We start from the raw sequence: 26,368 nt of genomic DNA on the forward strand, positions 1-26,368 counted from the left end.
CCCTCCCATCGGCAGGGGACGACCGCGTGACGCAGCTCGACTTCAACCTCGTCACCGCGCTCCGGGCCCTGCTGGAGGAGCGCAGCGTCACCCGCGCCGCGGCCCGGCTCGGCCTCAGCCAGCCCGCCATGAGCGCCGCGCTGGCCCGCCTGCGCCGCCACTACGGCGACCCCCTGCTCACCCGGGCCGGAAACGTCTACGTCCTGACCCCGCTCGCGGCCGTCCTGCGGGAGCGCAGCGCCGCCGCCTGCGATCTGCTGGAGCAGGTCTTCGGCGCGCAGGCGGCGGCCTTCGACCCGTCCCTGCCGCGCGACTTCACGCTGGCCTGCACGGATCACGGGGCGGCGGTCTTCGGCGCCGAGCTCGCCCGCGTCCTGCACGAGCGCGCCCCGAACGTCCGGCTCCACCTGCGCCACCTCTCCCCCACCCTGGTGGAGAACGCCGCCACCGCGCTCAGCACGATCGACGGGATGCTGCTGCCGCACGGCGTCATCGAGAATCTGCCCACCGTGGAGCTGTACCAGGACCGCTGGATGTGCCTGGTCGCCGACGACCATCCCGACGTGCCCGGGCCGCCGACCCTCGACGATCTCAACCGGCTTCCCTGGGTGGCGTACCAGGGCGATCACGACGTCCTGGTCGCCCGCCAGCTCAGCATGATGGGGATCAGCCGGCGCACCGAGGTCTACGCCCCCACCTTCCAGTCACTGCCGCTGCTGGTGGAGCGGACCCGCAGGCTCGCCCTCATGCAGGAGCGGCTGGCCCGGCTGTCGGTCGGAGCCGCGCGCGTACGCGTCGAGCCGTGCCCGTTCCCCGCGGTCCCGGTGCGGATGGCGCTGTGGTGGCACCCGGTGCACCGGCACGACCCCGCGCACGTCTGGCTGCGCGACAGGGCCGAGGAGGCGGCGCGCGTCCTGGGCGGGAGCCCGGACCATCCACCCGCCGAATAACGGACATCACGAATTACGCTCTTCCGCGCGCGGCGTCCGGTGTCCAACAGTGATGGCCACCACCATCCCCCGCGACCCCGAGCGAGGCCCGCATGTCACAGCCGGCCACCGCGAAGCAGGCGGGTCTGCCCCAGCTCATCCTGCTGCTCATCGGCAGCTGCATGCCCGTGCTGGGCGCCGTCCTGCTCTCGCCGGTCCTTCCCCAGATCAGCCGGCATTTCGCCGCCACACCAGGTGTGGACGTCCTGGTCCCCGTGATCCTGACCGTACCGGCGCTGTTCGTCGCGCTCGGCGCGCCCTTCGCGGGCGCCATCGCCGACAGGTTCGACCGCAAGCGCCTGCTGATCGTCACCATGGTCTGTTACGCGATCTGCGGGACGGCGCCGCTCTACCTCGACTCGATCCAGGCGATCCTGGCCAGCCGCGCGCTCGTCGGCGTCTGCGAGGCGGCCATCATGACCTGTTGCACCACGCTGATCGCCGACTACTGGTCCGGCCCCCGCCGCATCCGGTACCTCGGCCTGCAGACCCTGGTCACCACGGTCGCCGCCACGGCCTTCTTCGCCCTGGGCGGGCTGCTCGGCGCGAGCGGCTGGCGCACTCCGTTCTGGCTGTACGCCGTCGCCGCGCTCGCCGCGATCCCCATGGCCGCCCTGCTGTGGCAGCCGGCCCCCGCCGGGCACGATGGGGAGCGCAGCCCGTGGCCCTGGCGCGCGCTGGCCGTCCCCTGCCTGGTCACCGTCGGCGGCGGCGCCGTCTTCTACACGCTCATCGTCCAGCTCTCCTACGTCCTGGACGGCGCGGGCGTCTCCGACACGGCCACCATCGGCGGCGTCACGGCGCTCATGTCTCTGGCGACCGCCGTCGGGGCGGGGCTGTTCGCCAAGGTCTCCGTCCTCGGGGCGCGCAAGCTGCTCGTCGCGGAGTTCGTCGTGTCCGGTCTCGGCCTCCTGCTGATCTTCGCGGCGCCGTCGGTCGTCCTGATCGTGGCGGGCGCCGTACTGACGGGGTTCGGCACGGGGGCGCTGCTGCCCACGTTGCTCACCTGGGCGGTCAACCGGCTGCCGTTCGCCCAGCGCGGCCGGGGCACCGGGCTGTGGACGGGTGCCCTGTTCCTCGGGGAGTTCCTGTCGCCGCTGCTCGTCGGCGCCCTGACCGCGGTGACGGGAGGTCTCGGCGCCGCGCTCGCGATCGTCGGGGTCGCCTCGCTCGTGCTGGCCCTCCTCGTGGCGACGGCCCTCCGAGTGTCCGCCGAACCGCTCACCCCGGCCCGGCCGTCGTAGCCCCGGGAGCCCGGACCGGACCGACTGTCGTCCGCGCACTGCGCGATTCGCGTCCGGAAAATGCGCACCGCCCCGCAATAGGGTCCCCCGCATGCCGGACAAGCTGATGCGCGCCTACGGCGCCGTGGTGACCGCGGTGATCGCCCGCACGGACCATGAAGCAGGCCCTGAGACAGACGGGATCGGCCGGAAGTCGCTCACCCTGGCCCTGGCGTTCACCGGCACGACGAGTGCGCTCCTTGTCCTGGCCCCGGCGCTGAACGGACCACGCGACGGGCTCTCCGAGTCGCCCATGTTCTTCCTGCCCGGTGTGGTGGCGTTGTGGATCGGCTTCCTCGGTCTGTCGCCGACCCAAGTGGTCGACAGGCCGGGCATCGTCGCGGGACTCCTGCGCTTGTCCGCTCTTCTGCTGATGCTGCTCTCTCCGGTGGAGCTGTTGAGCTGGTCCGGACGACTCGGGGGCGCCTTGCACGCCCTCCTGCTGGCGGCAGGCTTCCAACTCCTGGTCACGCTGCTGTACTGGTGTCATCTGGCTGCGCCGGCCGTCGTGACCTGGGTACGCGCAGGCGTGGCAGCCGGTCTGGCCGCGGGCGTTCCGATCCTGATCGCACTGAGTGATGAGGGGGTGGTGGAGCCGCTGCTGGCCCATCGGGGCTGGCCACTGCTGCTCGTGGTGGCGACGCTGGTCCTGACGCTGGTCGCGGTCCGGCGGGGGGTCTGCCGGATTCCGGAAGGCCAGGCGTGGACGGATGAGCCGCGGCTGCCGTTCAGGCTGCTGATCGGTGTCGGGTCCCTGGCGGTGCTCTGGTCGCTCGCCGATGTGGTCTTCGACCTCGGCGAGATGGTGTTCCGCCTCAACCCCGTGAACGTGCTCGGCACGGGGCTCGTGCTGACGGCGATGATCGGGCTGGCCCTGCCCCGGCGAGGGGTGCCGGCAGATCCACGCTGGCGGGAGTACGGGGGAAGGGTGGCGTTCGCGGGCGGCATGGTCGCCACGTTCGGGTTGCAACCGGGCTCTTCGGCCCTGCTGCTCTGGGACCGAACGCCTCAGCACGTGCAGGCCATGCGCGGTGAGATGACGCGCGAGATGCCCAGCCCCGGTCCCGCCTGGGCCTGGATCGTGCTGCCGCTGCTGGCAGGCCTGATCGCGGTGGTCATCGTCGCGCGCCTGCGGCGATGGGCCGTGCTCGTCGCCGCGCTCCTGACCGGGCTGTGGCCCGTCGTCAGCCGCCTGCTGGACGTCTCCGAGGGCACGGGAGCAGGACGCGCGGTGAACGTGGCGGCTCTCGTCCTCCTGCTCTTCGCGCTGCATCCAGACGTCGCCTGGGTCTGTATCGGCCTGGCCATCGCAGCGTCGATCTTCGTCAGCGGTGAGTGGAGCGCACTCCTGCTGGGAATGGCCGAGTGGGCTCCCGCCTTCATCCCGCAGGTCTGGCTTCTCGGTGTAGCGATGTCACTGACGGCCGCCCTGCTCGCGATCCCACGCCGGACCGGATAGCCGAGCCTTCAGCTTCGGCTCGTACGTCGGCTGAGCGGCTTCCTGGCGCGAGCACACCTACCCGCTTACGATCTGGCGGGGAGGCGAAATGACGCGGATGGTCGTGATAGACGATGATCCCTACGTTCGCCGTGGAGTCGCCGCCTTCCTCGGCGAATGCGCTGGGATCCAGGTTCTGGCCGTGCTCGATCACGAGGCCGCGCTGCTCTTCGGCCGACGATGGCGCGAGATCGACCTCGCTCTGGTGGACGCCGCTGACGACAGCCGCACCGATGACCAGTTCCCCGGCGTGGCAGTAGTCGAGGAGATCCGCCGTCAGTGCGGGGCGGACCACCGCCCGCGGGTCATGGTGGTGACGGGTCACGCATACGACGAAGCGGTACGCCGCCGGATGCGTGAGGCGGGCGCCGACTACCTCTACGATCGCCGCAGTCTGATGGACGAGCAGGCCATGTTGTCGGCCGTGCTGCGCCCGAGCAGTGTGCTGGCCGCACCGGCGGGACGCACCCCGGAGGAGGAGCGGCTCGGGATCTCCCGGCACACCAGGGTCAATGCCGCCGTGGCCTATGCCCTGGCCGAGAACATCCCCTCGCGGTTGGCGCGGCGTGAGAACCCGCGCGGGCGAGTGTGGGACAGGATCCGCGAGGAGTTCAACCAGATCGCCCGGCTCGCCACGGTCAACAGCGACGGGCTCCCACCCGACCGCGCGCAGGACGAGCCCTCCCGGCGCCAGCTCAACCGGTTCTTGACGTGGGCCACCAAGGTCAAACGACCGTCTTGACCATCGAAGCGGCGCCGGCGGCCATCGACGTCGCCACCACGAGATTCTTCATCAACCTGCGCTTCGCCAGCCGGGTGATGACCGCCGCGATCGCCGGCACCGCAGTGCGGCTCCCGCTTGGTCTGATCATCACCGCCACGCTGCTCTGCCTGCTGTACGACCTGTTCTTGGCCCGTCGGCTTCGCCGTCGCCCGGTGCCCTACGCTCTGCGGCTGCCGCTGGACTGCGCCGACGTCGCGCTCTGGTGCACGCTGACGGTCGAACCCGTGGATGCGCCGGCCCTGCTGGCCTGTCCGCTGGCGCTCGACACCGCCCTGCGCGGCAGACGAACGGCATTCGTGGTCGTCCTGCTGGTCGGCGGCACCGCGAACGCGGCACTGCTGGTGACGGGAGGCGCGGCGGCCATCGCACCGGTCCTGTGGCCGGGCGCCGGAGCCCTCGGCGGTTGGATCATCGGCCGCTATGTTCGTCATCAACTGAGGCAGCGGCTACGTGTCGCGGAGGCCGAGCGGGAGGCGAGCGTGAGCCGGGCTCGCCTGGCCGGGCAGAGCAGCGTCGCGTTCGGTCACGATACCGTCGTGGATCAGGCCACTCGCGTTTGGCCGCTGCTGGCCGGAACCGGGCCGGTCCCGCGCTCACCGCTGGCAGCGTGGCGGCAACGGCTCGCCGAAGGCTTCGGCGAGCACGAATTCCTGGGCACCGCCCTGCGCAACTGGCAGACCCTGCACAACAGCGAAGACGCCGATCTCTCCAGGGATGTCGACTTCCGTATCAGGGAGGGGGACGGCGCCATGGTGCTGGTTCCCAGCCAGGTGGCGCTGCTCGGACAGGTGCTGAAGGAGATGCGATTACGTGGCCCGGTGACCGTGTCGGCCCGCGGCCCCGCCGCCGCGCTGGGCCGGGAACGACGGCTCATCATCGCGGGCCGGCTGGTGCGTCTGGCCGCGGACCAGGACCGTACCACCAAACCCTACGACCCGGGCCCGCTGATACTCGGGCTGGGCGCGGTGGGATCGTTGGGCCACTGTCTTCCCTCGTTCGAGGCCGTTCCGCTACCCGCCGGACTCGCCCTGGCCGTCATCGGGTTGATGATGGCATGGTGGGCGCACACCGCTGTCGCCGTCTGGGCTGCGGCTGCCCATCCGCGCGTTCTGCGGGCCGCCCTGATCTTCGCCACCCTCGACGCGGTCACGTCCACACTCTTGATGCAGAACGTGTCCTCCGGCGGGCTGACCCGGGCGCCGTTCTTGCACTTCTTGCTGTTCATCGGGCCGATCGCGGTCTTCTACTGGCCGGGCCTGCCTGCCTCGCGGCGATGGCGGACCATCGGCGTCTGCGCGGGCATCGTCGCCGTCGGAGTGGCCCTGTCGCCCGTCGCGCCGCATCCACGCGATGTCGTGATCCTGGTGTGGCCGGCGTTGTTCACCGTGGGAGCGACGGACGTACGAGGGATGCTCGATCAGGACACGGCCGAACTGAAAGCCAGAATCGCCGCACGGCACCAGGCAGCGGTCGAAGACGCGCACGCCCAGGGCCGCGCAGAGGTGTTCCGACTGGTCGAGGCTGACGTGGCCGAGGCCGAACGCCGGCTCCGCCGATACAGAGATCACATCGACCCCTTCCTGGCGGGGCACGCCGCCGAGCGCCTGGCCGACATCCGCAGGCGACTCGACCGCACCCGCCCGCGCCAAAGTGCCACAACCGGATCGACCTCCGCCCCCACCCCGTGACAGTGGCGCTCAGGGTACGGATCGCGTCATGGGTGACGACTCGGCGTCCGGGCACGTGTCACATCCAGCAAGATAAAGAAGGGTCCCTGCCAGTTCCGGGAGCCTAGACGCATCGGCCTTAGCGCCACAAGGGCCTGATCTGCGTCATTCAGACACATGCGGAGCCTTGACATCCGCGGAGCACGCTCTTACGGTCACCACAACTGATAGGGAACCTCCCTATCTGAACGGGAGAGCGATGAGCAGCCGCAAGGCCTCCGCCGGACTGATCCGGGCGATCAACGACCGGCTGGCGCTGGATCTGATGATCGAGCTGGGCCCGCTGAGCCGGGCGCAGCTGGTCGAGCACACAGGGCTGGCCAAGCCGACGGTGGCCGAGCTGCTGGACCGGCTCCTGGAGGCGGGCCTGATCGGCGAGGCCGGGCAGGCGGGAGAGGGACGCAGCGGCCCGAACGCGCGCACCTACGCGGTGATCGCCGACCGGGCGCACGTCGCCGGCGCGGAACTGCGTGCGGCCGAGGTCCACGCGGTGGTCGCCGACATCACCGGCCGTACGGTCGGCACGGCGGTGATCGTGACACGGCCGAAGGACAACTCGATAAGCCTGGTCGGGCAGGCGATCGCCGAGGCCGCGGCCAAGGCGGGAATCGGGGTGGACGACCTGCACGGTGTGGTGGTCGGCACCCCGGGCATCGTCGATCCGGCCACCGGGGACATGGCGTTCTCCTTCGACCTGCCGAGCTGGCACCACGGCCCGCTGTCGCAGTTGCGCGAGGAGCTCGGCCTGGCGGCGGTGTTCGAGAACGAGGTGAACCTGAGCGCGCTGGCCGAGCACCGGCTCGGCGCGGGACGCGACCGCGAGGACTTCGCGCTGCTGTCGCTGGGCACCGGAATCGGCATGGCGCTGGTGCTCGGCGGCAGGCTGCGCAGGGGCAGCGGCGGCGGCGCGGGCGAGGTGGGCTACCTGCCGGTGTACGGCTCGACGCTGCAACGCATGCGCCAGCGCCGAGGCGGGCGCTACAAGGGAGGTTTCCAGGGCAGGACGGGCGCGGCGGCGGTCCTCGCACTGGCCCGCGAGCACGGGCTGCGCGGGCGCACGGTCGCCGACGTGCTGCGCGACGGCGGGCAGGAGTTCCTGGCCGAGGTCGCCGGGCGGATCGCGCTGGGCATCGCCTCGGTCTGCGCGGTGGTCGACCCCGGCCTGGTGGTGCTGACCGGCGAGGTGGGCCGTGCCTGCGGCCCGCTGGCCCGCCGGATCGAGGCCGAGGTCGCCGACCTGACCCCGCTGCGCCCGCGCATCGTGACCTCCGCCGTCGAGGGCAACTCGGTGCTGCGCGGCGCCGTGCTGATGGCCCTGGAGACCGTACGGGATGAGATCTACGGCCCCGGCCGCAGGCAGTGACCAGGTCTCCTCGCGGTCTGCCTCGGCTGTCCCGAAGCGCTGCGCGCGCCCTCGCCGTACGTGACCTCGACTCTGAACGGGAATGACATGAGCTTCTCGACCCTCGCGCCGCCTCGTGCGGATTCCGCCCCGCGGCGGGAGTCGCCGCCGCGAGTGAGCGACAAGGCCGGCGCGGCCCTGCACCGCCCCTGGTGGGTGCCATGGCTGTGGTGCGCGCCCGCGGTCGCGGCGGCGCTGGTGTTCGGGGTGTTCCCGTTCTTCAACACCGTGCTGCTGTCGTTCACCGATGCCAAGCCGTTGGGCGGGCCCTCCTCGTTCGTCGGCGTGGACAATTACACGCGGCTGCTGGGCAGCGCCGGCTTCTGGTCGGCCACCTGGCACAGCGTGCTGTACGCGCTGGTGGTGGTGCCGCTGATGGTGATGCTGCCGCTGCTGCTGGCCGTCCTGGTGGAGAAGAAGATCCCGTTCATCGGATTCTTCCGGTCGGCGTTCTACACCCCGGTGCTGGCCTCGGTCATCGTGGTCGGGTTCAGCTGGCAGTGGCTGCTGCGCGACGACGGCCTGATCAACTCCCTGCTGCCCGGCGAGGCGATCCCGTTCCTGTCGGACGCCACGCTGGTGCTGTTCGGGGCGATGGCGATGACGGTGTGGAAGGGCCTGGGCTGGTACATGGTGCTCTACCTGGCCGCCCTGGGCAACGTGGCGAAGGAGCTGCACGAGGCGGCCTCGGTCGACGGGGCGAGCCCGATGCGCCGGTTCTGGCACGTCACCGTGCCGGGGGTGCGGCCGACGATGCTGATCGTCGGCACCCTCACCGCGATCGGCTCGCTGCGGGTGTTCACCGAGGTGTACGCCCTGGGCGGGGCGACGGGCGGCCCCGGCGGCGAGGCGCGCACGCTGCCCTTCTACATCCGCGACGTCGGCCTGGACCCCATGACCGGCAACGCCGGCTACGGCGCGGCCGCCTCGGTCGCCCTGTTCGTGCTCACCGTGGGGTTCACCCTGCTGGGCCAGAAGATCTCGAAGGGAGAGGGCAAGTGAGGGCCGGACAGGCGGCGGGACTCGCCGGCCGCTACCTGCTGCTGCTCGCCGTGCTGGCGATCACCGTGGGGCCGCTGCTGTGGCAGTTGACCACAGCGCTCAAAAGCTCCGGGGAGGACGTCTATGGCGACAACGCCTCGCTGCTCCCCCAGAACGTCACGCTGGACAACTTCGTCAAGATCGCCGAGGCGGTGCCGATCGCCTCGTACGTGACCAACAGCACGCTCATCGCCGTGCTCGGCATCGTCAGCAACCTGATCTTCGCCTCGTTCGGCGGCTACATGCTCTCGCGGCCCGGCTGGCGCGGCCGCAAGGCGGTGTTCCTGCTGCTGATCCTGGCGATGATGTTCCCCTTCGAGTCGATCATGATCTCGCTGTTCCTCAGCATCCGCGACATGGGGCTGGTGGACACGCTCGCCGGGGCCTGGCTGCCGGGCGTCGTGGGCGCGTTCAACGTGCTGATCATGCGTGCGGCGTTCCTCGCGGTGCCGGGCGAGGTCGAGGACGCCGCGCTGATGGAGGGCGCGGGAGAGTGGACCCGCTTCTGGCGGGTGTTCCTGCCCTCCGCCAAGGGCGCGATGACGGTGATCACCATCAACAGTTTCATCGGCGCCTGGGACGATTTCCTGTGGCCGCTGATCGTGCTGCGCTCGGAGGAGAACTTCACGCTCACGCTGGGCCTGTCGCGGCTGTCGTCCAGCTCGTTCGGGGTCGACGACAAGCTGGTCATGGCCGGGTCCATGATCTCGGTCATCCCGGTCGTGGTGCTCTTCTTCCTGGCCCAGCGCTGGTTCTACCGCGGCGTCGAGTCGGGCGCGGTGAAGATGTGACCGCTCTCGTCCCCACCCCGCACACCCATCACCCCGGCACCGGACGGCTGCGCCTGGCCGATACGACGACGATCAGCGCGGGTGCCGGTCCGCTGCTGCCCGAGCTGCGATCCGCCACCGGCCTGCGGCTGCCGGAGACCGACGGCGTCGCCGACATCGCTCTCGTCCACCGGCGCGATCTCGCTCCCGAGAGCTATCGGCTGAGCGTGGCCGACCGGGTCACGGTGGCGGCCGCCGACGACGCGGGCGCCTTCTACGGCCTGCAGACGGTGCTCAAGCTCCTGGCCGGGCGCGAGCTGCCCAAAGGCGTCATCGAGGACGGGCCGGCCGTACGCGCCCGCGGTGTCATGCTCGACCTGGGCCGACGCCACTGGAGCCCCGATTACCTGCGCGGTTTCGTCCGCCGGATGGCCTGGCTGGGTTACAACCGCCTCCAGCTGCACCTGACCGAGTGGAACGGCTTCCGGATCCGGCTGCCCGGCTTCGAGGACCTGGCCACGGAACCGGCCTACGAGGTGGCCGAGGTGACCGACCTCATCGACTACGCCCAGGCGTTGCACATCGAGGTGGTGCCGGAGATCGACCTGCCCGCCCACGCCACCGCCGTGATCGAGCGGCGCCCCGGGCTGCGGCCCGCCGACGCGGTGCTGAACGACGGCTCCACCTGGACCGGCTCGCCCACCCCGTCCTGGACGATGGACATCACCCGGCCGGAGAACCGGGAGTGGATCAAGGAACTGCTCGGCGCGTTCTGCGACGCGTTCCCCGCGGTGGAGCGCATCCACATCGGCGGGGACGAATGGCCGGTCGAGCCCGCCCTGTCCCAGGCGTCGTCGCTGCTCGCCTACGCGCGTTCGCTGCATCCCGGTTACCGCCCGACAGACGCGCTGGTGGCGTTCGTCAACGAGCTGGCCGGCGTGGTGCGCGAGCGGGGCAAGCAGCCGGAGCTGTGGAACTGGTGGGAGCACGCCTCGCACGGCGACTACCGCCTGCGCCCGGACACGGACACGCGGGTCACCGTCTGGGAGGCGGCCGAGCGCGACCTGGCCGGCTTCACCAAGCTCGGTTACCACGTGATCGCCTCGCCGAGCACCACCCACTACGTCACCCCGCGCACGGCGCCGGGCAACCGGCCGGGCGTCAACTACGTGACCCCCGATGCCCGCTTCCTGTACGAGGAGTGGAACCCGTCGGCGGAGACGCTGGTGGACGGCTACCAGTTGTGCGTGTGGGCGGACTGGGCCGAGGAACAGGACGACGCCTACTTCGACTGGTATGCGAGAAGGCCGCTGGAGGTGCTGGCCGACCGCATGTGGGGCGGCCCCCGTCTCGCGGACGTGGACGCCTACCTGGACGCCGTCGACGCGCAGCCGCTCCCGGGCGGCGGTCCGCCGTACCGGGTCGTGCCCGGGTCCGACGGCGTACCGGCCCGCCTCGCCCGGGTCCGGTTCAGGCCGCGCGTACCGGAGGGTGCGCGCGCGGCGGACGGCAAATGGCCTGACGAGCTGTGGCAGGCGCTGGAGGCGGTGCGCGGCACCCACTTCCAGGGTGCCCCCGGCCCGGACGGCCCGTGGGTCGACCTGGCGGTCGTCACCTGGCTGCCCGCCCCCACGTGGAACGTGCTCACCGTCGAGGACCGTGGCACCTTCGCCCGCTTCAGAGCCGTCGGCGCTCCGGACGGGCTCGACATCGAATGGTGGGGAGACAAGACGTGACGGAATACGTGTGGCCGGCCGACCCGGCCGTGCTGGCCAAGCTGGACTGGTGGCGCGACCAGAAGTTCGGCGTGATCATCCACTGGGGCCCGTACAGCCGTCTTGGCGTGTTCGAGAGCTGGACCCTCTGTCAGGAGGGCGCCGACTTCATGGCCCGCCCCGCCCCCTGGCAGGACGACCCCGACGGCTACCGCGCCTTCTACGAGAAGTTGCCCGACGGTTTCGACGCCCCCGGCTTCGACCCCGACGAGTGGGCCACGGCCTGCGCGGCGGCCGGCATGCGGTACGTGGTGTTCACCGCCAAGCACCACGACGGCTTCGCCATGTACGACACGAAGCTGTCGGACTACAAGTCCACCAACACCCCGCTCGGCCGCGACGTCGCCGGCGAGGTGTTCGCCGCCTTCCGCGAGCGGGGGCTGGGCGTCGGCGTCTACTTCTCCAAAGCCGACTGGCACCACCCCGACTACTGGACGCCCGGCCTGCCCACCCCCGACAGGTACGCCAACCACGACGACCCTGAGAGATGGCGGCGCTTCATCGAGTACACCCACGGCCAGATCGAGGAACTGCTGACCGGCTACGGCCCGGTGGACGTGCTCTGGCTCGACGCCGGCTGGGTCAAGGCGCCACGCGAGGACCTCGACATGCCCGGGCTGGCCGCCCGCGCCCGCGAGCTGCAGCCCGGCCTTCTCGTCGTGGACCGCGAGGTGTACGGCCCGCAGGAGGACTACCGGACTCCCGAACAGACGGTCCCCGGACAGATCCAGCCCCACCCGTGGGAGAGCTGCATCACGCTCGGCCCGTTCTGGTACACCTTCGGTCCTGGCGAGACCTACAAGCCCGCCGGCGAGATCGTCCGGCTGCTCTGCCGGATCGTCGCCCGCGGCGGCAACCTGCTGCTCGGCATCGGCCCCGACCACACCGGCGCCCTGCCCGACGGCGTCCACGAGCGGCTGGCCGAGATCGGCGCCTGGCTCGACGTGCACGGCGAGGCGATCTACGGCACCCGCCCGTGCGAACCGTACGAGAGCGACGACCTCGTCTTCACCCGGCGCGACGACACCGTCTACGCCATCGGCCTGCGCACCGACCTCGACCAGGTACGCGTGCCTGTGCCGGACCCGCCGCACACCGTCGAACTGCTCGGCCACGACGGATCCCTGGCCTGGTTCCCGGGCGACGGCGAAGTGGTCGTACGACTACCGGACGGTCATCGCGTCGAGCACGCCTTCGTTCTGTCCCTCACGTTCACCCCCCGATAAGGAACCCCGCCCGTGAAGATCAGCAAGCTCGCGCTCGCCGCGATGACCGTCACCCTCACCACCACCGCCTGCGGCCTCGGCGGAGGCGGCAGCGCCCCCGAGGCCGGCGGCGACACCGCCATGGCCGGGAACTGCGAGGTCGCCAAGGGCAACGTCGGCGCCGGGGCGCTCACCGGCGAGGTCAAGGGCGAGATCACCTTCCAGACCACCAGCCTGAAGAACGACTTCGCCCAGGTTTTCGACCCGATCATCGCCGACTTCCAGAAGAAGCATCCCGGAGTGACGATCAAGTGGGTGGACGACCCCGGCGACAGCGAGTTCGCCCCGCGCCTGCTGGCCAACGCCGCCGCGTGCACGCTGCCCGACGTGGTCAACCTCAACGAGCCCACCGCCATCGCGCTGACCAAGGCCGGCTACCTGCTGGACCTGGACACCAAGGTGCCGGACGCGGAAAAGCAGTTCATCCCCAACATGTGGGCTCGCACCAAGTTCGCCGGCGCCTCCAGCCACACCGCCATGCCCTGGTACGGCGGCTTCAACGTCCTGGCGTTCAACACCGAACTGATGAAGGCGGCGGGGCTCGACCCGGCCGCCCCGCCCAAGGACGTCTTCGAGCTGTTCGACGCCGCCGAGAAGGTCGCCAAGGTCTCGGGCGGCAAGTACCACGCCACGGTCGCCACGCCGTCCCACCGGTTGAAGACCGACTGGCAGTCGCTCGGAGTGAAGTTCTTCGGCGCCGACGGCAAGACCTTCGGCTTCTCCGGCGACCCCAACGCGATCAAGTGGGTCACCCGGATGGCCGACCTGTACAAGGCCGGCGCGCTGCCCAGGGACACCCTGTCGGCCGAGCCCACCGAGCTGTCCAACCGCTTCGCCGCCGGCAAGCTCGTCTTCGGCGACCGCAACGCCAGCTTCCTGCGCTACATCAAGGACAACGCCCCCACGCTCTACCCCAAGCTCGGCGTGTCCGCCGCGGTGGAGGCCAAGGCCTTCAACGTCTGGGAAGGCCAGTACATCGCCGTCGCCTCGACCAGCAAGAACGCCTACGCCGCTGCCGAGTTCGCCAAGTTCCTGACCAACTCCGACAACCAGCTGCGCTTCGTCAAGGACCCCAAGGTCGCCATCTTCCCCAGCGCCGCCGACGCGCTCAAGGACTCCTTCTTCACCACCCAGTCCGGCACCGACCCGTTCTCCACCGCGCGCAAGCTCGGTGCCGAGCAGGCGCAGAGCAACCCGGTCACCACCCCGGAGGAGATCGCCACGCGCATGGCGGAGAACGCCGCCTGGGGCGACGCCGTCGGCAAGGCCGTCGCCGCGGAGGTCCAGCTCGCCATGCAGGGCGAGAAGACCCCCGAGGAGGCGCTGAAGGCCGCCGAGACCAAGGCCAACGAACTGCTGGCCGCGAGCCAGTGAGATGCCGCCGCGGGCGCCTGCGGGTGCCGCGCCCGCGGCGACACAGTCGGGGGATTCCTGTCACGAACACCGGGAGTGGAGGATCCGTGCGCCGTGCTCTGGCGTTACTCGCCCTGTTATGTCCCCTCATCGTGGGTGTCGGCGTGACACCCGCGTTCGCCGACCCCGTGCCCGACACGATCTCCCGGTGGCGCGTCCTGCTCACCGGCGGCCAGGCCTACGACCCGGCCGGCCCCGACCTGGCGGCCGCGATCGGCCGCCTCGATGCCGAGGCCGAACAGCACCGTTCGACGATGGTGACCTCGCCGAGCCGCACCCACCTATGGCCTGACCTGTCCACCACGCACATCGACGACACGGCCACCAGCACCGCCCGCCTGCGCGTCATGGCCACAGCCCTGCAGACCAAGGGCTCCCGCTTCGCGGGGGACGCCGCGCTGCGGGACATGATCGTCGCGGGGCTGACCTGGATCCACACCCATCGCTACAACACCTCCAAGAGCGAGACGAGCTGGTGGAGCTGGGAGATCGGCGCGCCCGACCGGCTGGTCGACGTGCTGATGCTGCTGGGCGACGCGGTACCCGGCGATGTGCGGACCGGCCTGCTGGCCGCCATCGCCAAGTTCTGCCCCGACCCCACCACCCGGACCAACCAGCCCAGCGTCACCGAGACCGGCGCAAACCGGGCGGACAAGGCGTACATCACCGTCCGACGGGGACTGCTGCTCGGCGACCCGAGCGTCATCGCCATGGGCCGAGACGCCCTCAGCCAGATCTTCCCCTCCGTCACCAGCGGCGACGGCTTCTACGCCGACGGCTCGTTCATCCAGCACACCTACTTCCCCTACACCGGCTCCTACGGCACCGTCCTGCTGTCCAGTCTGGCCAAGACGATGACCTTGCTCGCCGGGTCTCCTTGGGACGTGACCGACCCCAACCGCGCCAACGTCTTCAAGTGGATCTTCGACAGCTTCGAGCCGGTGACCTTCCGCGGCCAGATGATCGCCGGGGTGCGTGGCCGGTCGATCAGCCGCAAGCTGGACGACGACTACAACCAGGCACGCCGATTCATCCAGAGCGCGGTGCTGCTGCACCCGGCCGCATCCGACTCCGACAAGCCGCGCCTCGCCGCGATGCTGCGCGAGCTGATCGCGAGTGGCACCGCACAGCCGTACCTCGAGTACGTGGGTGTGGGCGACATCGTCGCGGCCCACACGGTCATCGCCGGCGCGCCGCGCAGGGGTGACCTCACGCTGACCAAGGTGTTCCCGTCGATGGACCGGCTGGCGGTGCACCGGCCCGGCCACCTGTTCACCGTCTCGGCCCGCAGCAGCCGGATCGCCGCCTACGAGTCGGGCAACGGCGAGAACCTCTACGGCTGGTACACCAGCGAGGGAATGACCTACCTCTACAGCGACGGCGCCCAGTACACCGACGGCTTCTGGCCCACCGTCGACCCTTATCGGCTGCCCGGCACCACCACGGCCACCCAGGAGAGCTATCCCCGCACGGCCCGTGACGCCAACTGGAGCTCCTGGCGCGGCCCCGACGCCTGGGTGGGCGGCGCCTCGCTGGGCACCGAGTCGTCCTCCTTCGGCATGCGCTTCACCGCGCAGCAGGACCCCGGCACCGGCCGGGCCATCGACCTGACCGGACGCAAGTCCTGGTTCACCGTCGGCGACGTGATCGTCGCCCTCGGCGCGGACATCACCGGCACCAACGTGGCCGCGCAGACCACGGTGGAGAACCGGATGAACCCCGGCCAGGTCACCGCGGACGGCGGCCGGGCCATGGACGACCTCTCCGGCGCCCGCTGGCTGCACCTCGCCGGCACCGGCGGCTACCTGTTCCCCGCCGGCTCCGACACGCTGCGCGGAAAGCAGGAGCGCCGCACGGGACGGTGGTCCGACATCGGCTCCGACCGGCCCGACCAGCCCGGAGATCAGGTCAGCCGCGACTACGCCACGCTCTGGTTCGACCACGGCGCCGGCCCCAGGCAGGCCTCCTACGCCTATTACCTGCTGCCCGGCGCCTCCGCCGACCAGACCGCCGCGTACGCCGGCCAGATCGCGCAGGGCAAGGGCGTCCGCATCGCCGACAACAGCCCGGCCGTGCAGTCAGTGATCAAGACCGAGGGGGTCAACACCAGCCTGGCCGCGACCTTCTGGACCTGCGCCCAGACCGCCGGCCTCGTCCGCAGCCACAGCGGCGCCGGCGCGTCGCTGGACCTGCGCAAGGAGGGCTCGGAGCTGGCCATCGCCGTCTCCGACCCCACCCAGCGGCAGTCCAGGCTCGTCTTCGAGGTGGCCCGCGAGGTCCGCGGCATCATCTCCGCGGACCCGCGGGTGCAGATCCTGTCCACCACTCCGACGCTCCGCTTCGCCGTGGACGTCACCGGCTCGCGCGGCCGGAGCATCTCCCTGACGGCCGCGGTCGACCCGACCGCCCGGCCCAAGCTCAGCACCGCCGGATGCGCGGGCGTCAAGCTGCCCGTCGTGGCCGACACCTACGTCCGCGACGGCTCCTACGCCGGCCAGAACTTCAACGCGACCCGCCTCGTCGTCGCCAAGAAGAGCACGGGCTACACCCGGGCCTCCTACCTGAAGCTCGACCTCGGCGATCTGGCCGGCACCCGTCCCGCCGCCGCCGAGCTGTGGCTGTACGGGCAGGTGGCCGACAGCGGCGGCACCACCACGAAGCTGTCGGCCTACGGCGTGGCCGACAGCTCCTGGGACGAGACCACGATGGCCTGGAACAACCGCCCGCCGAACACGTCGGCGCACCTCGGCGACATCACCGTCTCCAGTCCCGGCTGGTATCGCCTCGACCTCACCTCCTACCTCGCCACCGCACCGAAAACCGCCTCCCTGGTGCTCTACGGGGCGGGCTCGGGCAGCCTGGCCGTCATCTTCCAGGACCGGGAAAGCCCGGAGAACGCCCCCTACCTGAAGATCATGTAAGGCCGGCGGGAACTCCGGACCTCGGCAGGATCGGCCCGCCTGCCCCTCCCGAGGTCACCGGGAACCAGGGCGTCAGCAGGATGTTCTCCAAGCCCACCACCGTAACCGCCGCCACCGGATCCGCACTGGAACCCCGCCTCAGGCGACCTCACCGGGCCGCCGTCGCGCATCGGAAGATCAAGCGCCACCTCGGCTCACTCCTCCGGAACCCCGGGCCGTCACGAGTGGCCGGCCCGCTCCCCCAAGAAAGGGAGAAGATGACACACCGACGCGATCTCCGGCCCAGGCTGCTGCTCGCCCCTTCGGCGACAGCCGCCGCCATGACGCTCCTCACGGCGAGCCCAGCACATGCCGCCGTGCTCTGGGACGGCAACGCGGACAAGGGCACCGGCGTCTTCGCCGCCATCCTGTGCCCCGGCGGCGTCGCACGGGTGAAGAACTGGGGTGAAGGCCACGGGAACTTCTTCGAGTTCCACAAGCCGGCCGGCGTCGACCGCTGTGAAGGCCACAGCATGGCCGGCGCCGAGGGCCACCTGGCCGACAACAAGACCCTCTGGTTCGGCTGGTCTCTGGCGACGAAGACCGGCACCGCCCAGGCGGTCTTCCAATGGAAGTCCAACGGCACGAACGATCAGCACCAGCAAAATTACCCGGTACTGCTGTTCGTCGAGAACGGCCGGTTCAAGGTGTGGTACGTGGCTCCGGGTGAGCAGTGGCATCTCATCGGGACGGCCGCCTGGTCGGCCGACTCCTGGCACAAGATCGAACTCGGCCTCACCACCCGCTCCGACGACACCGGCTCGATCCAGGTCTACAAGGACGGCTCGCTGATCGCCTCCCGGACCGGCGTACGCACGTGGGACGACCGCGGCAACAAGCCTCGGTGGGGTACCTACCGTGGCGGCTGGACGGAGGTCTCGTCACAGGTTTGGGTGGACGACCCCAAGATGGGAACCTCGCGCGCCGACGTCGACTGACGGGACCGCTTTGTGTGCCGGGACCGCTTTGTGTGCCGGGCGTCGGCGACGGCCTGTTCGCCTTCGCCCGCTCACCAGGGCGAGGACGTCGCCGAGCCGACCGCTGCGCCGGTTCGCTCCTACCTGGCCGAGCGCTGTGGCTGCCGGAAATGCCATCCATGCAGGTCAAGCGGAATGTCATGGTTCGCGGAGAGGTGCGGCCGGCGGCTACCTCTGCCGGCCCGCCGGCGTGTCCGAGAACCCGTACTCCTCAGCCAGGTCCGCGACAGGAAGCGTGCGTCCGGCGTACCGTGCCACGTCCGGATCCTCGAGCAGGGCCCGCACGGCCCGGCCAGGGAACTCCACGGAGTCGCCGCCCGGCACGTCCTCGCCGAGCGCCGCCACGATCGCCTCCGTCCTGGTGAAACCGGGCGAAAGAGCGAGTGCGGTCACCCCGTGCGGGCCCAGGTCATGGGCGAGCGTATGAGCCAGACGGCTGACGCTGGTCATGGCGAGGTCATAGAAGACGTGCCCGGCGATCACCTCGGCATCCGGGTCGGTGAACCCGGTCAGGACGGCCAGACCGCGCCGCTTGATCAGCAGCGGCGCGGCATACCAGGCCGAGACGAGATGGCTGCGAACCCCGACGTCGATCATGTTGTGCCAGTGCTCGAGCGGAAGCGTCCAGAACGGACCGCCCGCGAAGGGCAGGGCGTTGCCGTTGCAGGCGTTCGCGACGAGGAGATCGAGACCTCCGCACTCGTCGCGTACCCGCCCGAAGAGCGCTTCGACAGCGCGGTCATCGGTGTGATCGACAGCGACGGGAACGCCGTGACCGCCGCGCTCATCCACCTGTTCGGCGGTGTCCTCGACGGTGCCAGGGAGATCGGAGTGGCGCTGGCCACGGCTTTCGCGGTCGGTGACGTAGACGGTCGCCCCGGCCTCGCCGAGCACGAGGGCGATGCCGCGGCCGATACCACGCGCGGCTCCGGTCACGACTGCGACGGCGCCTTCCATCGGGACTCTCCCTGTCGAAAGGGGAACGAGTACGGCCGCTTGCGGAGGAACCTGGCACCCCTGTCGCCAGCTTCACAAGGCGCCTCCTGGATGTCAACGTCGCCCTCACTCAGGGCGAGAAGCGTCATCCTGCTGGACGTCGAATCAACGGCCGTGGTTGCTCGCGTGTACGGGATACGGCCTGAGTGACACCAAAGGACACTTCGCGGCACCCTGCGGCATGGACAAAGCGCACTCATAATCCGTGGGTCGTGGGTTCAAGTCCCACCCGCCCTACTGCTCTCGAACAGCCAAAACCTCCACCTGACCTGCACTTTCGTGCGGAGACGGGGGGTTTCTTGCGTCCGGCTGTCTACGGCTGGAACCGATCGTTTGCGGGTCTCCCTCCCCAATACGTCCCCACGGTTCCGAGCCTGCTCTGGCTCACAAGTTGGAGTCGTTGAGCGCGGCGTCGATGCGGCGCTGGGCGGCCTCATCCTGGCCGACGATGCACTTGGCGTAGATCCTGAGCAGGACGTCCACGCTGTGACCTGCCCATTCGGCTACCTATATTGGCCGGTACCCCTGCGTTGAGCCAGGTGGAGACTACGCCTGCCGAAAACTCCATCCGTGCAGTTCAAGCCGCATGTGCGTATTCGTGGAGGGCTCGGATTATCCTGCCGTACCCGCTCCCGTTTCCGGGGTGACCAGAACTCGCGTGGGCCATGCGAAGCCCTCGCAGAGTCATGACCTGCGCGGATGTAATTATCGGCAGGCGCAGGCCCCATGACTTCCGTCGAATCTTCGTCACCGACGCCCTGCGCTCCGGACTGCCACCCCACATCGCCGCCAAGATCTACGGACACGCCCGCTCGACACCACGATGGGCGACGCCGCGATCTACCCCGACGACGTCATCACCCACCATCGTGCCTTCATCACCCATCATCGTGCCTTCATCGCCCGCCGCCGAGCCGAACGCCCCAGCGGGGCCTACCGCTGGCGAATGGGAAGAATTCTTTGCCCACTTCGAGCTGCGGAAGGTGGCGCTCGGAGTACGCGGCCGCGGCTTCGGAACCCCATGCGCGCGTGAAAACGCCTGTGTCAGATCCCCCTCCTCCGCGTTGACCCAGTTCAGAAGCCACGACTGGAAGAGATCCACGCCAACCTCATCGACCGGCTCACCGAGGCCGAACAACAGGGCCGGCTCGGCGAAGTAGCCGCGGTCGAAACCACCCTCGCCGCCGCCAAGCGGAAACTCCAAGCCATGGGAGACTCGATCTCCCACACGACCGTCGTCAGCCTCGGTATGCCCGACATCCGCCGATCCGCTGGACGCTCGATCGGACGCCGACAATGATGCGCCGCCCGGCTGCATCCGATCCGAAACGTCCGCTACCGTGCTCTCGTGGCACTCAGGACGGTCAACGACCGATGGGCTGGAGACAACCTCGACGATCTCGTCGCCTACTTCGGCGCAGAACCGGACGATTACCCAGCACACGCAGTGGTCACGGCACGTTGCGACCACTGCACAGGTCAGGTCTTCGTCCTTGAGACCGACGAATCGTCTACATGCGTCCGCCGCACCTGCGTCAGCTGCGACCAGACCGCCTACATGCTGGACAGCGAGGATTACTGGCCGACCACGGAAGAAGAGGCCGAAGCCGAGTACTTCGTCGAGTGCTCCTGCGGCGAGGACCAATTCGAGACCGCAGTCGGCTTCACCTTCTACGACGACGGCCCGACCTCGGACATCCGCTGGGTCAGCATCGCAGTCCGATGCACCACCGATGGCCTCATCGGCTACTGCGCGAGCTGGAAGATCGGCTACGGACCCTCCCACCACCTGGTCGACTCCGTCTGATCCCAAGGCCCGGACACGACACGCCGAATCTTCAATTTGAGCCGATCAATCTCCAGCACACCCTGTCACCGACCTCTCATCGGGTGCCGAAAGCCCCTCAAGATCAGTTCGGTTAAGCATGTGCCAGATGCTCACTCCTGCGGCCAGACATGGATATTCACGGCTGTGGCGGCTTCGTCGACGCAGTGGTGGTGCGGACAGCGATGTCGGAGAAGGTCGGCACGCCCAGGTCGACGGCTGTGGTGCGGCGTACGGTGAGGTTGTCGAGCTGGGCGAGTTCGGCGTTCGCCGCGGCCAGACCGACCCGCAGGCCTTCGGCTTCTCCTCGCCGACCTTCGCGTTCGGCCTCGGTGAGGTCACCGAAAGCCGCACTACGCTCCGCTCATGCGTAGTGTGTTCGTGTTCCCCGCAGGTGAGCGAGCCGAGACCGTCGCCTCGCTCGATCGGCACCTGCCCCAGCAGCGCGATCCGTGGACTCTGACCGGCAACCTCTACATCAACATCGACGATGAGCAGACAGGCTGCCTCTTCGCTGACTGGGATCCCGACGATGTGGCAGTACTCGAAGCGGCCATCGGCAGCCACCCCACCTGGGCAGTGCAGATCGACATTTCCGGGCGAATCGACGGCACGGCGGAGGTCCACCAACTGATCGCGATGCTGCTTGAGCACGGAGGCGTGGCGACTGACGACTACTCTGCCCACCCTTGGACCCTGCAGGAAATCGAGTCTGAGACCGTGATCGACGGTCTGCGTTTCTTCGACTTTCGCACCTACCACGAGCTCCACCGCGAGCACTGACGCTCCGGACTCGATCACCACTCAAGTGCGAGTTCAGAGAAGTTGAGCTTGTTCCGCTTTGACGGACACCGTCGTTGTGGTGGTCAGGCTGCTGCGGCGGCCTCGTAGTCGGCAGGGCTACGGTAGCCCAGGCTGCTGTGCAGGCGGTGCAGGTTGTACCAGCCCTCGATGAACTCGAAGATCGCGCTGCGGGCCGCAGCGCGGGTCGGCCAGGACCGGAGGTCGAGGAGTTCGCCCTTGAGGGTGGAGAAGAACGACTCGGCCAGCGCGTTGTCCCAGCACTGGCCGGTGCGGCCGACCGACAACCGCACCCCGAGCCGCCCGGCCACCCGAGCGTAGGCGGCACTGGTGTACTGGCAACCCCTATCCGAGTGGAAGATCACCGGCCCAGCCGGCCGGCGCCGGGTGCAGGCCTGCTGCAGGGCCTCGCCGACCAGGCCGGTACGCAGGTGATCGGCCGTGGCCCAGCCCACCACCCGGCGGGAGGCGATGTCGATGACGGTGGCCAGATACAGCCAGCCCTCATCGGTCGGCACGTAGGTGATGTCACCGCACCAGCGCGTATCGAGACCGGCCGCGTCCGGTGTGAAGTCGCGCTCGATCAGGTCCGGCCGCCTGTCGGCGTTCGGGTCGGGGATCGTGCTCTGGCGCCGACGGCGCCGATACCGTCCGGCCAGGCCCAGCACGCGCATCAGCCGGGCCACCCGCCGACGGCCGCACCGCTCGCCCTCCCGACGCAGCTGGGCATGCACCCGCGGCGCGCCGTAGCTGCCCCGCGAGCCAGCGTGCACCAGGGCGATCCGCTCGGACAGCTCGGCATCGCGCATCGCGCGCGGACCGGGCACCGCACTGCGACGCGCGTAGAAGGCGGCACGGGAGACCCCCAGCAGCTCACACGCCCGCTTGACGCTGTGGCCGCCCTGCTTCTCCGCCTCGATGAACGGGTGCACGCTCACCGGGTCTCCTTGGCGAAGAAAGCCGTCGCTCGCTTGAGGATGTCAACGTCCTGACGAAGCCGCTGATTCTCCCGCCGAAGCGCCGCCAGTTCCTCCCTCTCGCTGCTGGTCAGCCCATCCCGCTGGCCGGCATCGACCTCGGCCTGGCGCACCCACTGCCGCACCGCGGTCTCCGTCAGGTCGAAGTCCTGGGCCACCTCGCGGATCGATCGGTCGCCCCGCTGGCACAGCTCGATGATCTCGGCCTTGAACTCCTGTGTGAACGAGCGGCGAGGACGCGGCTTCTTCTTCCCCATGCTCTCCATCATGGACATCCTTCCGGGGACGAACCCCTGATCTCAGATGTCCGTCGAAGCGGATCAAGCCCAAGTCTGCGTTCGCTGCCCCGTGCTGCGCATTGAGCCGGCACAACGCCGGCGCCTCGAACGAATTGCCCGGAACCTGCGCGACCACATCGAGGAAGCCGGCATCAACGGCTGGCTCGGCGAAGTCCAAGAACTACAGATCAGTTTCGACGCCGCCGGCCGCAAGCTCGCCGTCCTCGACCGGCTCGCCCGCGGGCAGCCGTCCGCGCCCGTGTCCCCGGGTGTACCGATCATTCCCGAGAGCGCCGATGGCCTGCGAAAGCAGCACATCTCGCGCCCACCTCCAGCCGCGCTGCCGTTCGTCTCTACGCTGCGCTGACGGCGCGATCTGTCAGCCAGATCCGGGTCGTCTCCGGCTACCAGCCCTCACGAACCGTTCGTCCCGCTCCTCCATGACCCGATGAGGTGGTCGACGACCTGATGGGACTGAGGGGTGGACGTGATGGTGGCGGTCAGCGGCGTCCGGGACTCTGGCGCCCGCCGGAAGTGCTCGGCCTCGACGACGAAGCTCACCGGGCGGACCGCCGACCAGGGCCGTCGTCAGGGCCGTCGTCAGGGCCGTCGTCGGGGGGTTGGAGGGCCAGGAGGAAGACCGGGATCTGGCGGGTGGTCCTGGTCTGGAACTCGGCGGCGTTGGGGGATTCGGCTGCCAGTTTCCGCCACAAGTCGGTGCGGGCGGTGCCGGTGAGTTCCAGCGCCAGGACGCCGAACGTCCGGGCGCCCAGTTCGATCTTGGTTCTGGGGTTGGCCCTGAGGTTGTGGTACCAGTCCGGGTGGATGGGGGAACCGCCGGCGGAGGCGATGATCGCCAGCCGACCGTCCGGCTGGGCGGAGTAGGCCAGGGGCGTGACGCGCGCGATCCCCGACCTGGCTCCGACGTGGTGGAGGAGGATCAGCGGGGTGCCCGCCAGAGGACCGCCGACGCTGCCGCCGTTCGCGCGGAACTCCTCGATGATCCTGGCGTTGAATGCGGCTGTGGCCGAGTCCGTCATGATCTTCCTCCACCCGTCGTTCGGCCGTCAGCTGATCTCGTACGTCAGGCTCACGCGGCCGGCCGAGAGCTGCTGGACCTTCCGCAGCTCCAGGTTGTGACGGTTCTCGGCCGCGGCGAACAGCGGTGTGCCCGCTTGGGCGATCAGCGGGTAGACGATGAGGCGGAGCTCGTCGACCAGTCCGGCATCGATGAGGCCGGCGGTGATCTGCGCGCCGCCCATGAGATAGATGTCCTTGCCCGGCTGCTCTTTGAGTGCCTTGAGGTCCGCGACGTCCCGGAGGAAGCTCGTGTGCGGCCACGCCGCCGAGGTCAGGGTGTTCGACAGGACGTAGTGCGGGGTCTTGGCGGCGAACCGCGACCATTCCAGCTCCTCCGGAGCCGGCACCTTGCCGCTGAGGGGGTGCGGCTTGTCCGGCGCGTCCTGGATCGCGGTCCAGTACTGCTCGTAACCGGGGTACATGCGGCCGCCCAGCACGCACGTGTCGATTTGGGAGGTCAGCCCGTACTCCTCGCACCAGGCGTCGACCCAGTCCGCGTATCCCTCCGATCCCTCGACCATCCCGTCGAGCGAGATCTTCAGTCCAGCGATCATCTTCCGCATACCAGCCTCCTGAGAGTGTTGTTCCGCCCCACCGACGAACGCGGTCGGGCGAATCGACACTCGCGCGGAAAAATTTCAGGCCGTTGTCTCGGCGAGGCGCCGGGTGAGGAAACGGCGCTCGCTGTCGGTCGTCGCCAGGTCCAGGGCCTGGCGGTAGGACGCGGCCGCTTCGCCGGTGCGGTTCAGGCGGCGGAGCAGATCGGCGCGGGTGGCGTGCAGCAGGTGGTATCCGGTCAGAGCGCCGGCGGCATGGAGTGAGTCGACCAGGTCGAGGCCCGCCGCCGGGCCGTGCGCCATGGCCACCGCGACCGCCCGGTTCAGCTCCACCACCGGTGAGGGCACCAGGCCGGCGAGGTGGCCGTAGAGGGCGGCGATCTGTTCCCAGTCGGTGTCCGCGGCGCTCTTCGCGGTGGCATGGCAGGCGACGATGGCCGCCTGGATCTGGTAGGGACCCGGCCGCCCTTGCCCGAGGGCCGTCTTCAGCAGTTCGACGCCCTCGGCGATCTCGGCGGCGTCCCAGCGGGTGCGGTCCTGATCCTCAAGGAGCACCAGGTCACCGGAGGAATCCAGCCGGGAGTCCCGGCGCGCGTCGTGGAGCAGCATCAACGCCAGCAGGCCGGTGACCTCGCATTCCGAGGGCATGAGCCCGGCCAGCAACCGGGTCAGCCGGAGAGCCTCGTCACTCAGGCCCCGCCGCACCAGGTCGGTTCCGCTCGTGGCCGAGTAGCCCTCGTTGAACAGCAGGTAGAGAACGCCGAGAACGGCCTTCGTGCGTTCGTGCAGCAGGTGGGACGGCGGTACCCGATAGAGAATACCCGCCTCGCGGATCTTGCGTTTGGCGCGGACGAGGCGCTGCGCCATCGTCGCCTCAGGCACCAGGAAGGCTCTGGCGATCTCGGTCGTCGTCAGGCCCGCGAGGGTTCGCAGAGTGAGTGCGACACGCGCTTCCAGCGCCAGCGCCGGGTGGCAGCACGTGAAGATCAGCCGCAGCCGGTCGTCGTGCACGCCGCTGACGGCGACCTCATCAGGACCACTCTCGTCGCCTTCTGCGGCGCCGTCCCGCGAAATCACCGCGAGCTGTCTCAGCTTGGCCGCGGCGACCGCGTTACGGCGCAGCCGGTCGATGGCGCGGTTGCGCGCGGTCGTGGTGAGCCAGGCCCCCGGCCGATCCGGGACGCCGTCGCGCCGCCAGCGCTCCAGCGCCTGCGCGAAGGCGTCCTGCGCGCACTCCTCGGCGAGATCCCAGTCGCCCGTCGCGCCGATCAGGGTCGCGACGATCTGCCCCCAGTCGCGCCGGAACGCCTCGGCCACGGCCTGCTCGACCTCGCCGCTCATGCCTCCCAGACCTGCCTCACTTCGACGACTCCGTGCGCGGCGAACGGATGCCTGGCCGCGACCTCGACGGCTTCGTCGAGATCCGCGCATTCGATCAGCGCGAACCCGCCGATCTGCTCTTTCGTCTCGATGAACGGCCCGTCGCCGATCAGTACGTCACCCGCACGCGCCCGTACGGAAATGGCCGAATCGCTGGACCGCAGCCGCGCGCCGCCCAGCAGCACCACGCCGCGGCTCTCCACGTACTCGATCCAGGCGATGTGATCCGGCCGCCGCCCGATCTCTTCCGGCCCCTCCTGAACGGATTCGTCATCGCAGATCATCAACATGAATTTCACGATGACATCCTGCCGAGCCCCACTGACAGATCAGCGCCGGAGAGCGAGGGGCTGTCCAGTGATCTGAGTTGTTTAGCGGACGGCCGGGGTCGGACCGCCTTCGAAGGGGATGGCGAGGCGTTCAGGGCGGCCTTCCGGCGGGCGATCCAGCGTTCGCGGCCCTTGCCGGTCGGGTCCAGGCTCGTGATCGCCATGAAGGCGCACTTCAGCGCGGCCTGCTCGTTGGGGAAGTGGCCGCGGGCCTTGACCACCCACCGAATGCGGGCGTTCACCTGACCGCCCAGCGCATCC

The 26,368-nt window shown here is 69.6% G+C and carries 24 protein-coding genes and 2 pseudogenes; 16 read left to right on the forward strand and 10 right to left on the reverse strand.

What is annotated here, in order from left to right; translation table 11 throughout:
• The 13 genes from HII36_RS37525 to HII36_RS37585 form a co-directional block, all read left to right on the forward strand.
• Window positions 1-950: LysR family transcriptional regulator (locus HII36_RS37525; protein ID WP_328808068.1), on the forward strand; the 950-nt coding region annotated here is incomplete at its 5' end.
• Window positions 951-1,042: 92 nt separating this feature from the next.
• Window positions 1,043-2,233, forward strand: coding sequence for an MFS transporter (locus HII36_RS37530; RefSeq protein WP_173528082.1), 1,191 nt, complete (start codon window positions 1,043-1,045; stop codon window positions 2,231-2,233).
• Window positions 2,234-2,324: 91 nt separating this feature from the next.
• Complete coding sequence (locus tag HII36_RS37535) at window positions 2,325-3,731, forward strand: hypothetical protein (RefSeq protein WP_173528083.1); 1,407 nt, start codon at window positions 2,325-2,327, stop codon at window positions 3,729-3,731.
• 88 nt (window positions 3,732-3,819) lie between these two features.
• The gene (locus tag HII36_RS37540) at window positions 3,820-4,512 is read left to right on the forward strand and encodes a response regulator (RefSeq protein WP_173528084.1); all 693 of its coding nucleotides are present in this window, start codon (window positions 3,820-3,822) and stop codon (window positions 4,510-4,512) included.
• The gene (locus tag HII36_RS37545; RefSeq protein WP_173528085.1) at window positions 4,509-6,242 is read left to right on the forward strand and encodes a hypothetical protein; all 1,734 of its coding nucleotides are present in this window, start codon (window positions 4,509-4,511) and stop codon (window positions 6,240-6,242) included. The genes HII36_RS37540 and HII36_RS37545 overlap by 4 nt, the downstream gene beginning before the upstream one ends.
• A 238-nt stretch (window positions 6,243-6,480) precedes the next feature.
• The gene (locus HII36_RS37550; protein ID WP_173528086.1) at window positions 6,481-7,644 is read left to right on the forward strand and encodes an ROK family transcriptional regulator; all 1,164 of its coding nucleotides are present in this window, start codon (window positions 6,481-6,483) and stop codon (window positions 7,642-7,644) included.
• A 153-nt stretch (window positions 7,645-7,797) separates the two neighbouring features.
• Complete coding sequence (locus tag HII36_RS37555; protein WP_328808069.1) at window positions 7,798-8,685, forward strand: carbohydrate ABC transporter permease; 888 nt, start codon at window positions 7,798-7,800, stop codon at window positions 8,683-8,685.
• The gene (locus HII36_RS37560) at window positions 8,682-9,515 is read left to right on the forward strand and encodes a carbohydrate ABC transporter permease (protein WP_173528088.1); all 834 of its coding nucleotides are present in this window, start codon (window positions 8,682-8,684) and stop codon (window positions 9,513-9,515) included. The genes HII36_RS37555 and HII36_RS37560 overlap by 4 nt, the downstream gene beginning before the upstream one ends.
• Entirely contained in the window at window positions 9,512-11,230 is a 1,719-nt protein-coding gene (locus HII36_RS37565; protein ID WP_173528089.1) for a beta-N-acetylhexosaminidase, read from the forward strand. Before HII36_RS37560 ends, HII36_RS37565 begins: the two co-directional genes overlap by 4 nt.
• Window positions 11,227-12,495: an alpha-L-fucosidase gene (locus HII36_RS37570; protein WP_173528090.1), complete on the forward strand. Its 1,269-nt coding sequence runs from the start codon at window positions 11,227-11,229 to the stop codon at window positions 12,493-12,495. The genes HII36_RS37565 and HII36_RS37570 overlap by 4 nt, the downstream gene beginning before the upstream one ends.
• A 12-nt stretch (window positions 12,496-12,507) precedes the next feature.
• Entirely contained in the window at window positions 12,508-13,908 is a 1,401-nt protein-coding gene (locus HII36_RS37575; protein ID WP_217370455.1) for an extracellular solute-binding protein, read from the forward strand.
• An 86-nt stretch (window positions 13,909-13,994) separates the two neighbouring features.
• Window positions 13,995-16,868: a polysaccharide lyase family 8 super-sandwich domain-containing protein gene (locus tag HII36_RS37580; protein ID WP_173528091.1), complete on the forward strand. Its 2,874-nt coding sequence runs from the start codon at window positions 13,995-13,997 to the stop codon at window positions 16,866-16,868.
• A gap of 257 nt (window positions 16,869-17,125) precedes the next feature.
• Window positions 17,126-17,845, forward strand: a complete 720-nt coding sequence (locus HII36_RS37585; RefSeq protein ID WP_173528092.1) for a heparin lyase I family protein — start codon at window positions 17,126-17,128, stop codon at window positions 17,843-17,845.
• A gap of 207 nt (window positions 17,846-18,052) precedes the next feature.
• On the opposite strand, the gene HII36_RS37590 is transcribed toward HII36_RS37585, so the two are convergent.
• From HII36_RS37590 to HII36_RS37600, 3 genes and pseudogenes are all read right to left on the reverse strand, one after another.
• Complete coding sequence (locus tag HII36_RS37590; protein WP_173528093.1) at window positions 18,053-18,841, reverse strand: SDR family oxidoreductase; 789 nt, start codon at window positions 18,839-18,841, stop codon at window positions 18,053-18,055.
• Between the two features lie 423 nt (window positions 18,842-19,264).
• A pseudogene (locus HII36_RS37595) lies at window positions 19,265-19,427 on the reverse strand (tyrosine-type recombinase/integrase); the annotation flags it as partial.
• A gap of 249 nt (window positions 19,428-19,676) precedes the next feature.
• Window positions 19,677-20,084, reverse strand: coding sequence for a hypothetical protein (locus HII36_RS37600; RefSeq protein WP_173528094.1), 408 nt, complete (start codon window positions 20,082-20,084; stop codon window positions 19,677-19,679).
• Between the two features lie 144 nt (window positions 20,085-20,228).
• Here HII36_RS37600 and HII36_RS37605 point away from each other — a divergent pair, with 144 nt between their 5' ends.
• Window positions 20,229-20,687, forward strand: a complete 459-nt coding sequence (locus HII36_RS37605) for a hypothetical protein (protein WP_173528095.1) — start codon at window positions 20,229-20,231, stop codon at window positions 20,685-20,687.
• A 384-nt stretch (window positions 20,688-21,071) separates the two neighbouring features.
• Window positions 21,072-21,488 (forward strand): hypothetical protein, encoded by a 417-nt coding sequence (locus HII36_RS37610; RefSeq protein ID WP_173528096.1) that lies wholly within the window; start codon window positions 21,072-21,074, stop codon window positions 21,486-21,488.
• 83 nt (window positions 21,489-21,571) lie between these two features.
• On the opposite strand, the gene HII36_RS37615 is transcribed toward HII36_RS37610, so the two are convergent.
• Together HII36_RS37615 and HII36_RS37620 are read right to left on the reverse strand one after the other, a co-directional pair.
• The gene (locus HII36_RS37615; protein ID WP_173528097.1) at window positions 21,572-22,444 is read right to left on the reverse strand and encodes an IS3 family transposase; all 873 of its coding nucleotides are present in this window, start codon (window positions 22,442-22,444) and stop codon (window positions 21,572-21,574) included.
• On the reverse strand, window positions 22,441-22,740 hold the full coding sequence (locus HII36_RS37620) for a transposase (protein WP_173528098.1): 300 nt from the start codon (window positions 22,738-22,740) through the stop codon (window positions 22,441-22,443). The genes HII36_RS37615 and HII36_RS37620 overlap by 4 nt, the downstream gene beginning before the upstream one ends.
• A 46-nt stretch (window positions 22,741-22,786) precedes the next feature.
• Between HII36_RS37620 and HII36_RS37625 the strand changes: the two genes are divergently transcribed.
• Window positions 22,787-23,128: a hypothetical protein gene (locus HII36_RS37625; protein WP_173528099.1), complete on the forward strand. Its 342-nt coding sequence runs from the start codon at window positions 22,787-22,789 to the stop codon at window positions 23,126-23,128.
• 190 nt (window positions 23,129-23,318) lie between these two features.
• Here HII36_RS37625 and HII36_RS37630 read toward each other — a convergent pair whose 3' ends face one another.
• The 5 genes and pseudogenes from HII36_RS37630 to HII36_RS37650 all read right to left on the reverse strand — a co-directional run.
• A complete protein-coding gene (locus HII36_RS37630; protein WP_173528100.1) occupies window positions 23,319-23,801 on the reverse strand; it encodes a nitroreductase family deazaflavin-dependent oxidoreductase in 483 nt (160 codons plus the stop codon).
• Window positions 23,802-23,828: 27 nt separating this feature from the next.
• Window positions 23,829-24,404, reverse strand: a complete 576-nt coding sequence (locus tag HII36_RS37635) for a dihydrofolate reductase family protein (RefSeq protein ID WP_173528101.1) — start codon at window positions 24,402-24,404, stop codon at window positions 23,829-23,831.
• Window positions 24,405-24,479: 75 nt separating this feature from the next.
• A complete protein-coding gene (locus HII36_RS37640; protein ID WP_173528102.1) occupies window positions 24,480-25,739 on the reverse strand; it encodes an RNA polymerase sigma factor in 1,260 nt (419 codons plus the stop codon).
• Window positions 25,736-26,068: a YciI family protein gene (locus HII36_RS37645; protein ID WP_236004291.1), complete on the reverse strand. Its 333-nt coding sequence runs from the start codon at window positions 26,066-26,068 to the stop codon at window positions 25,736-25,738. The genes HII36_RS37640 and HII36_RS37645 overlap by 4 nt, the downstream gene beginning before the upstream one ends.
• A gap of 81 nt (window positions 26,069-26,149) precedes the next feature.
• Window positions 26,150-26,368: pseudogene (locus HII36_RS37650) on the reverse strand (IS256 family transposase); the annotation flags it as partial.

The sequence above is a fragment of the Nonomuraea antri genome (assembly GCF_013283785.1).
Lineage (GTDB): Bacteria > Actinomycetota > Actinomycetes > Streptosporangiales > Streptosporangiaceae > Nonomuraea > Nonomuraea antri.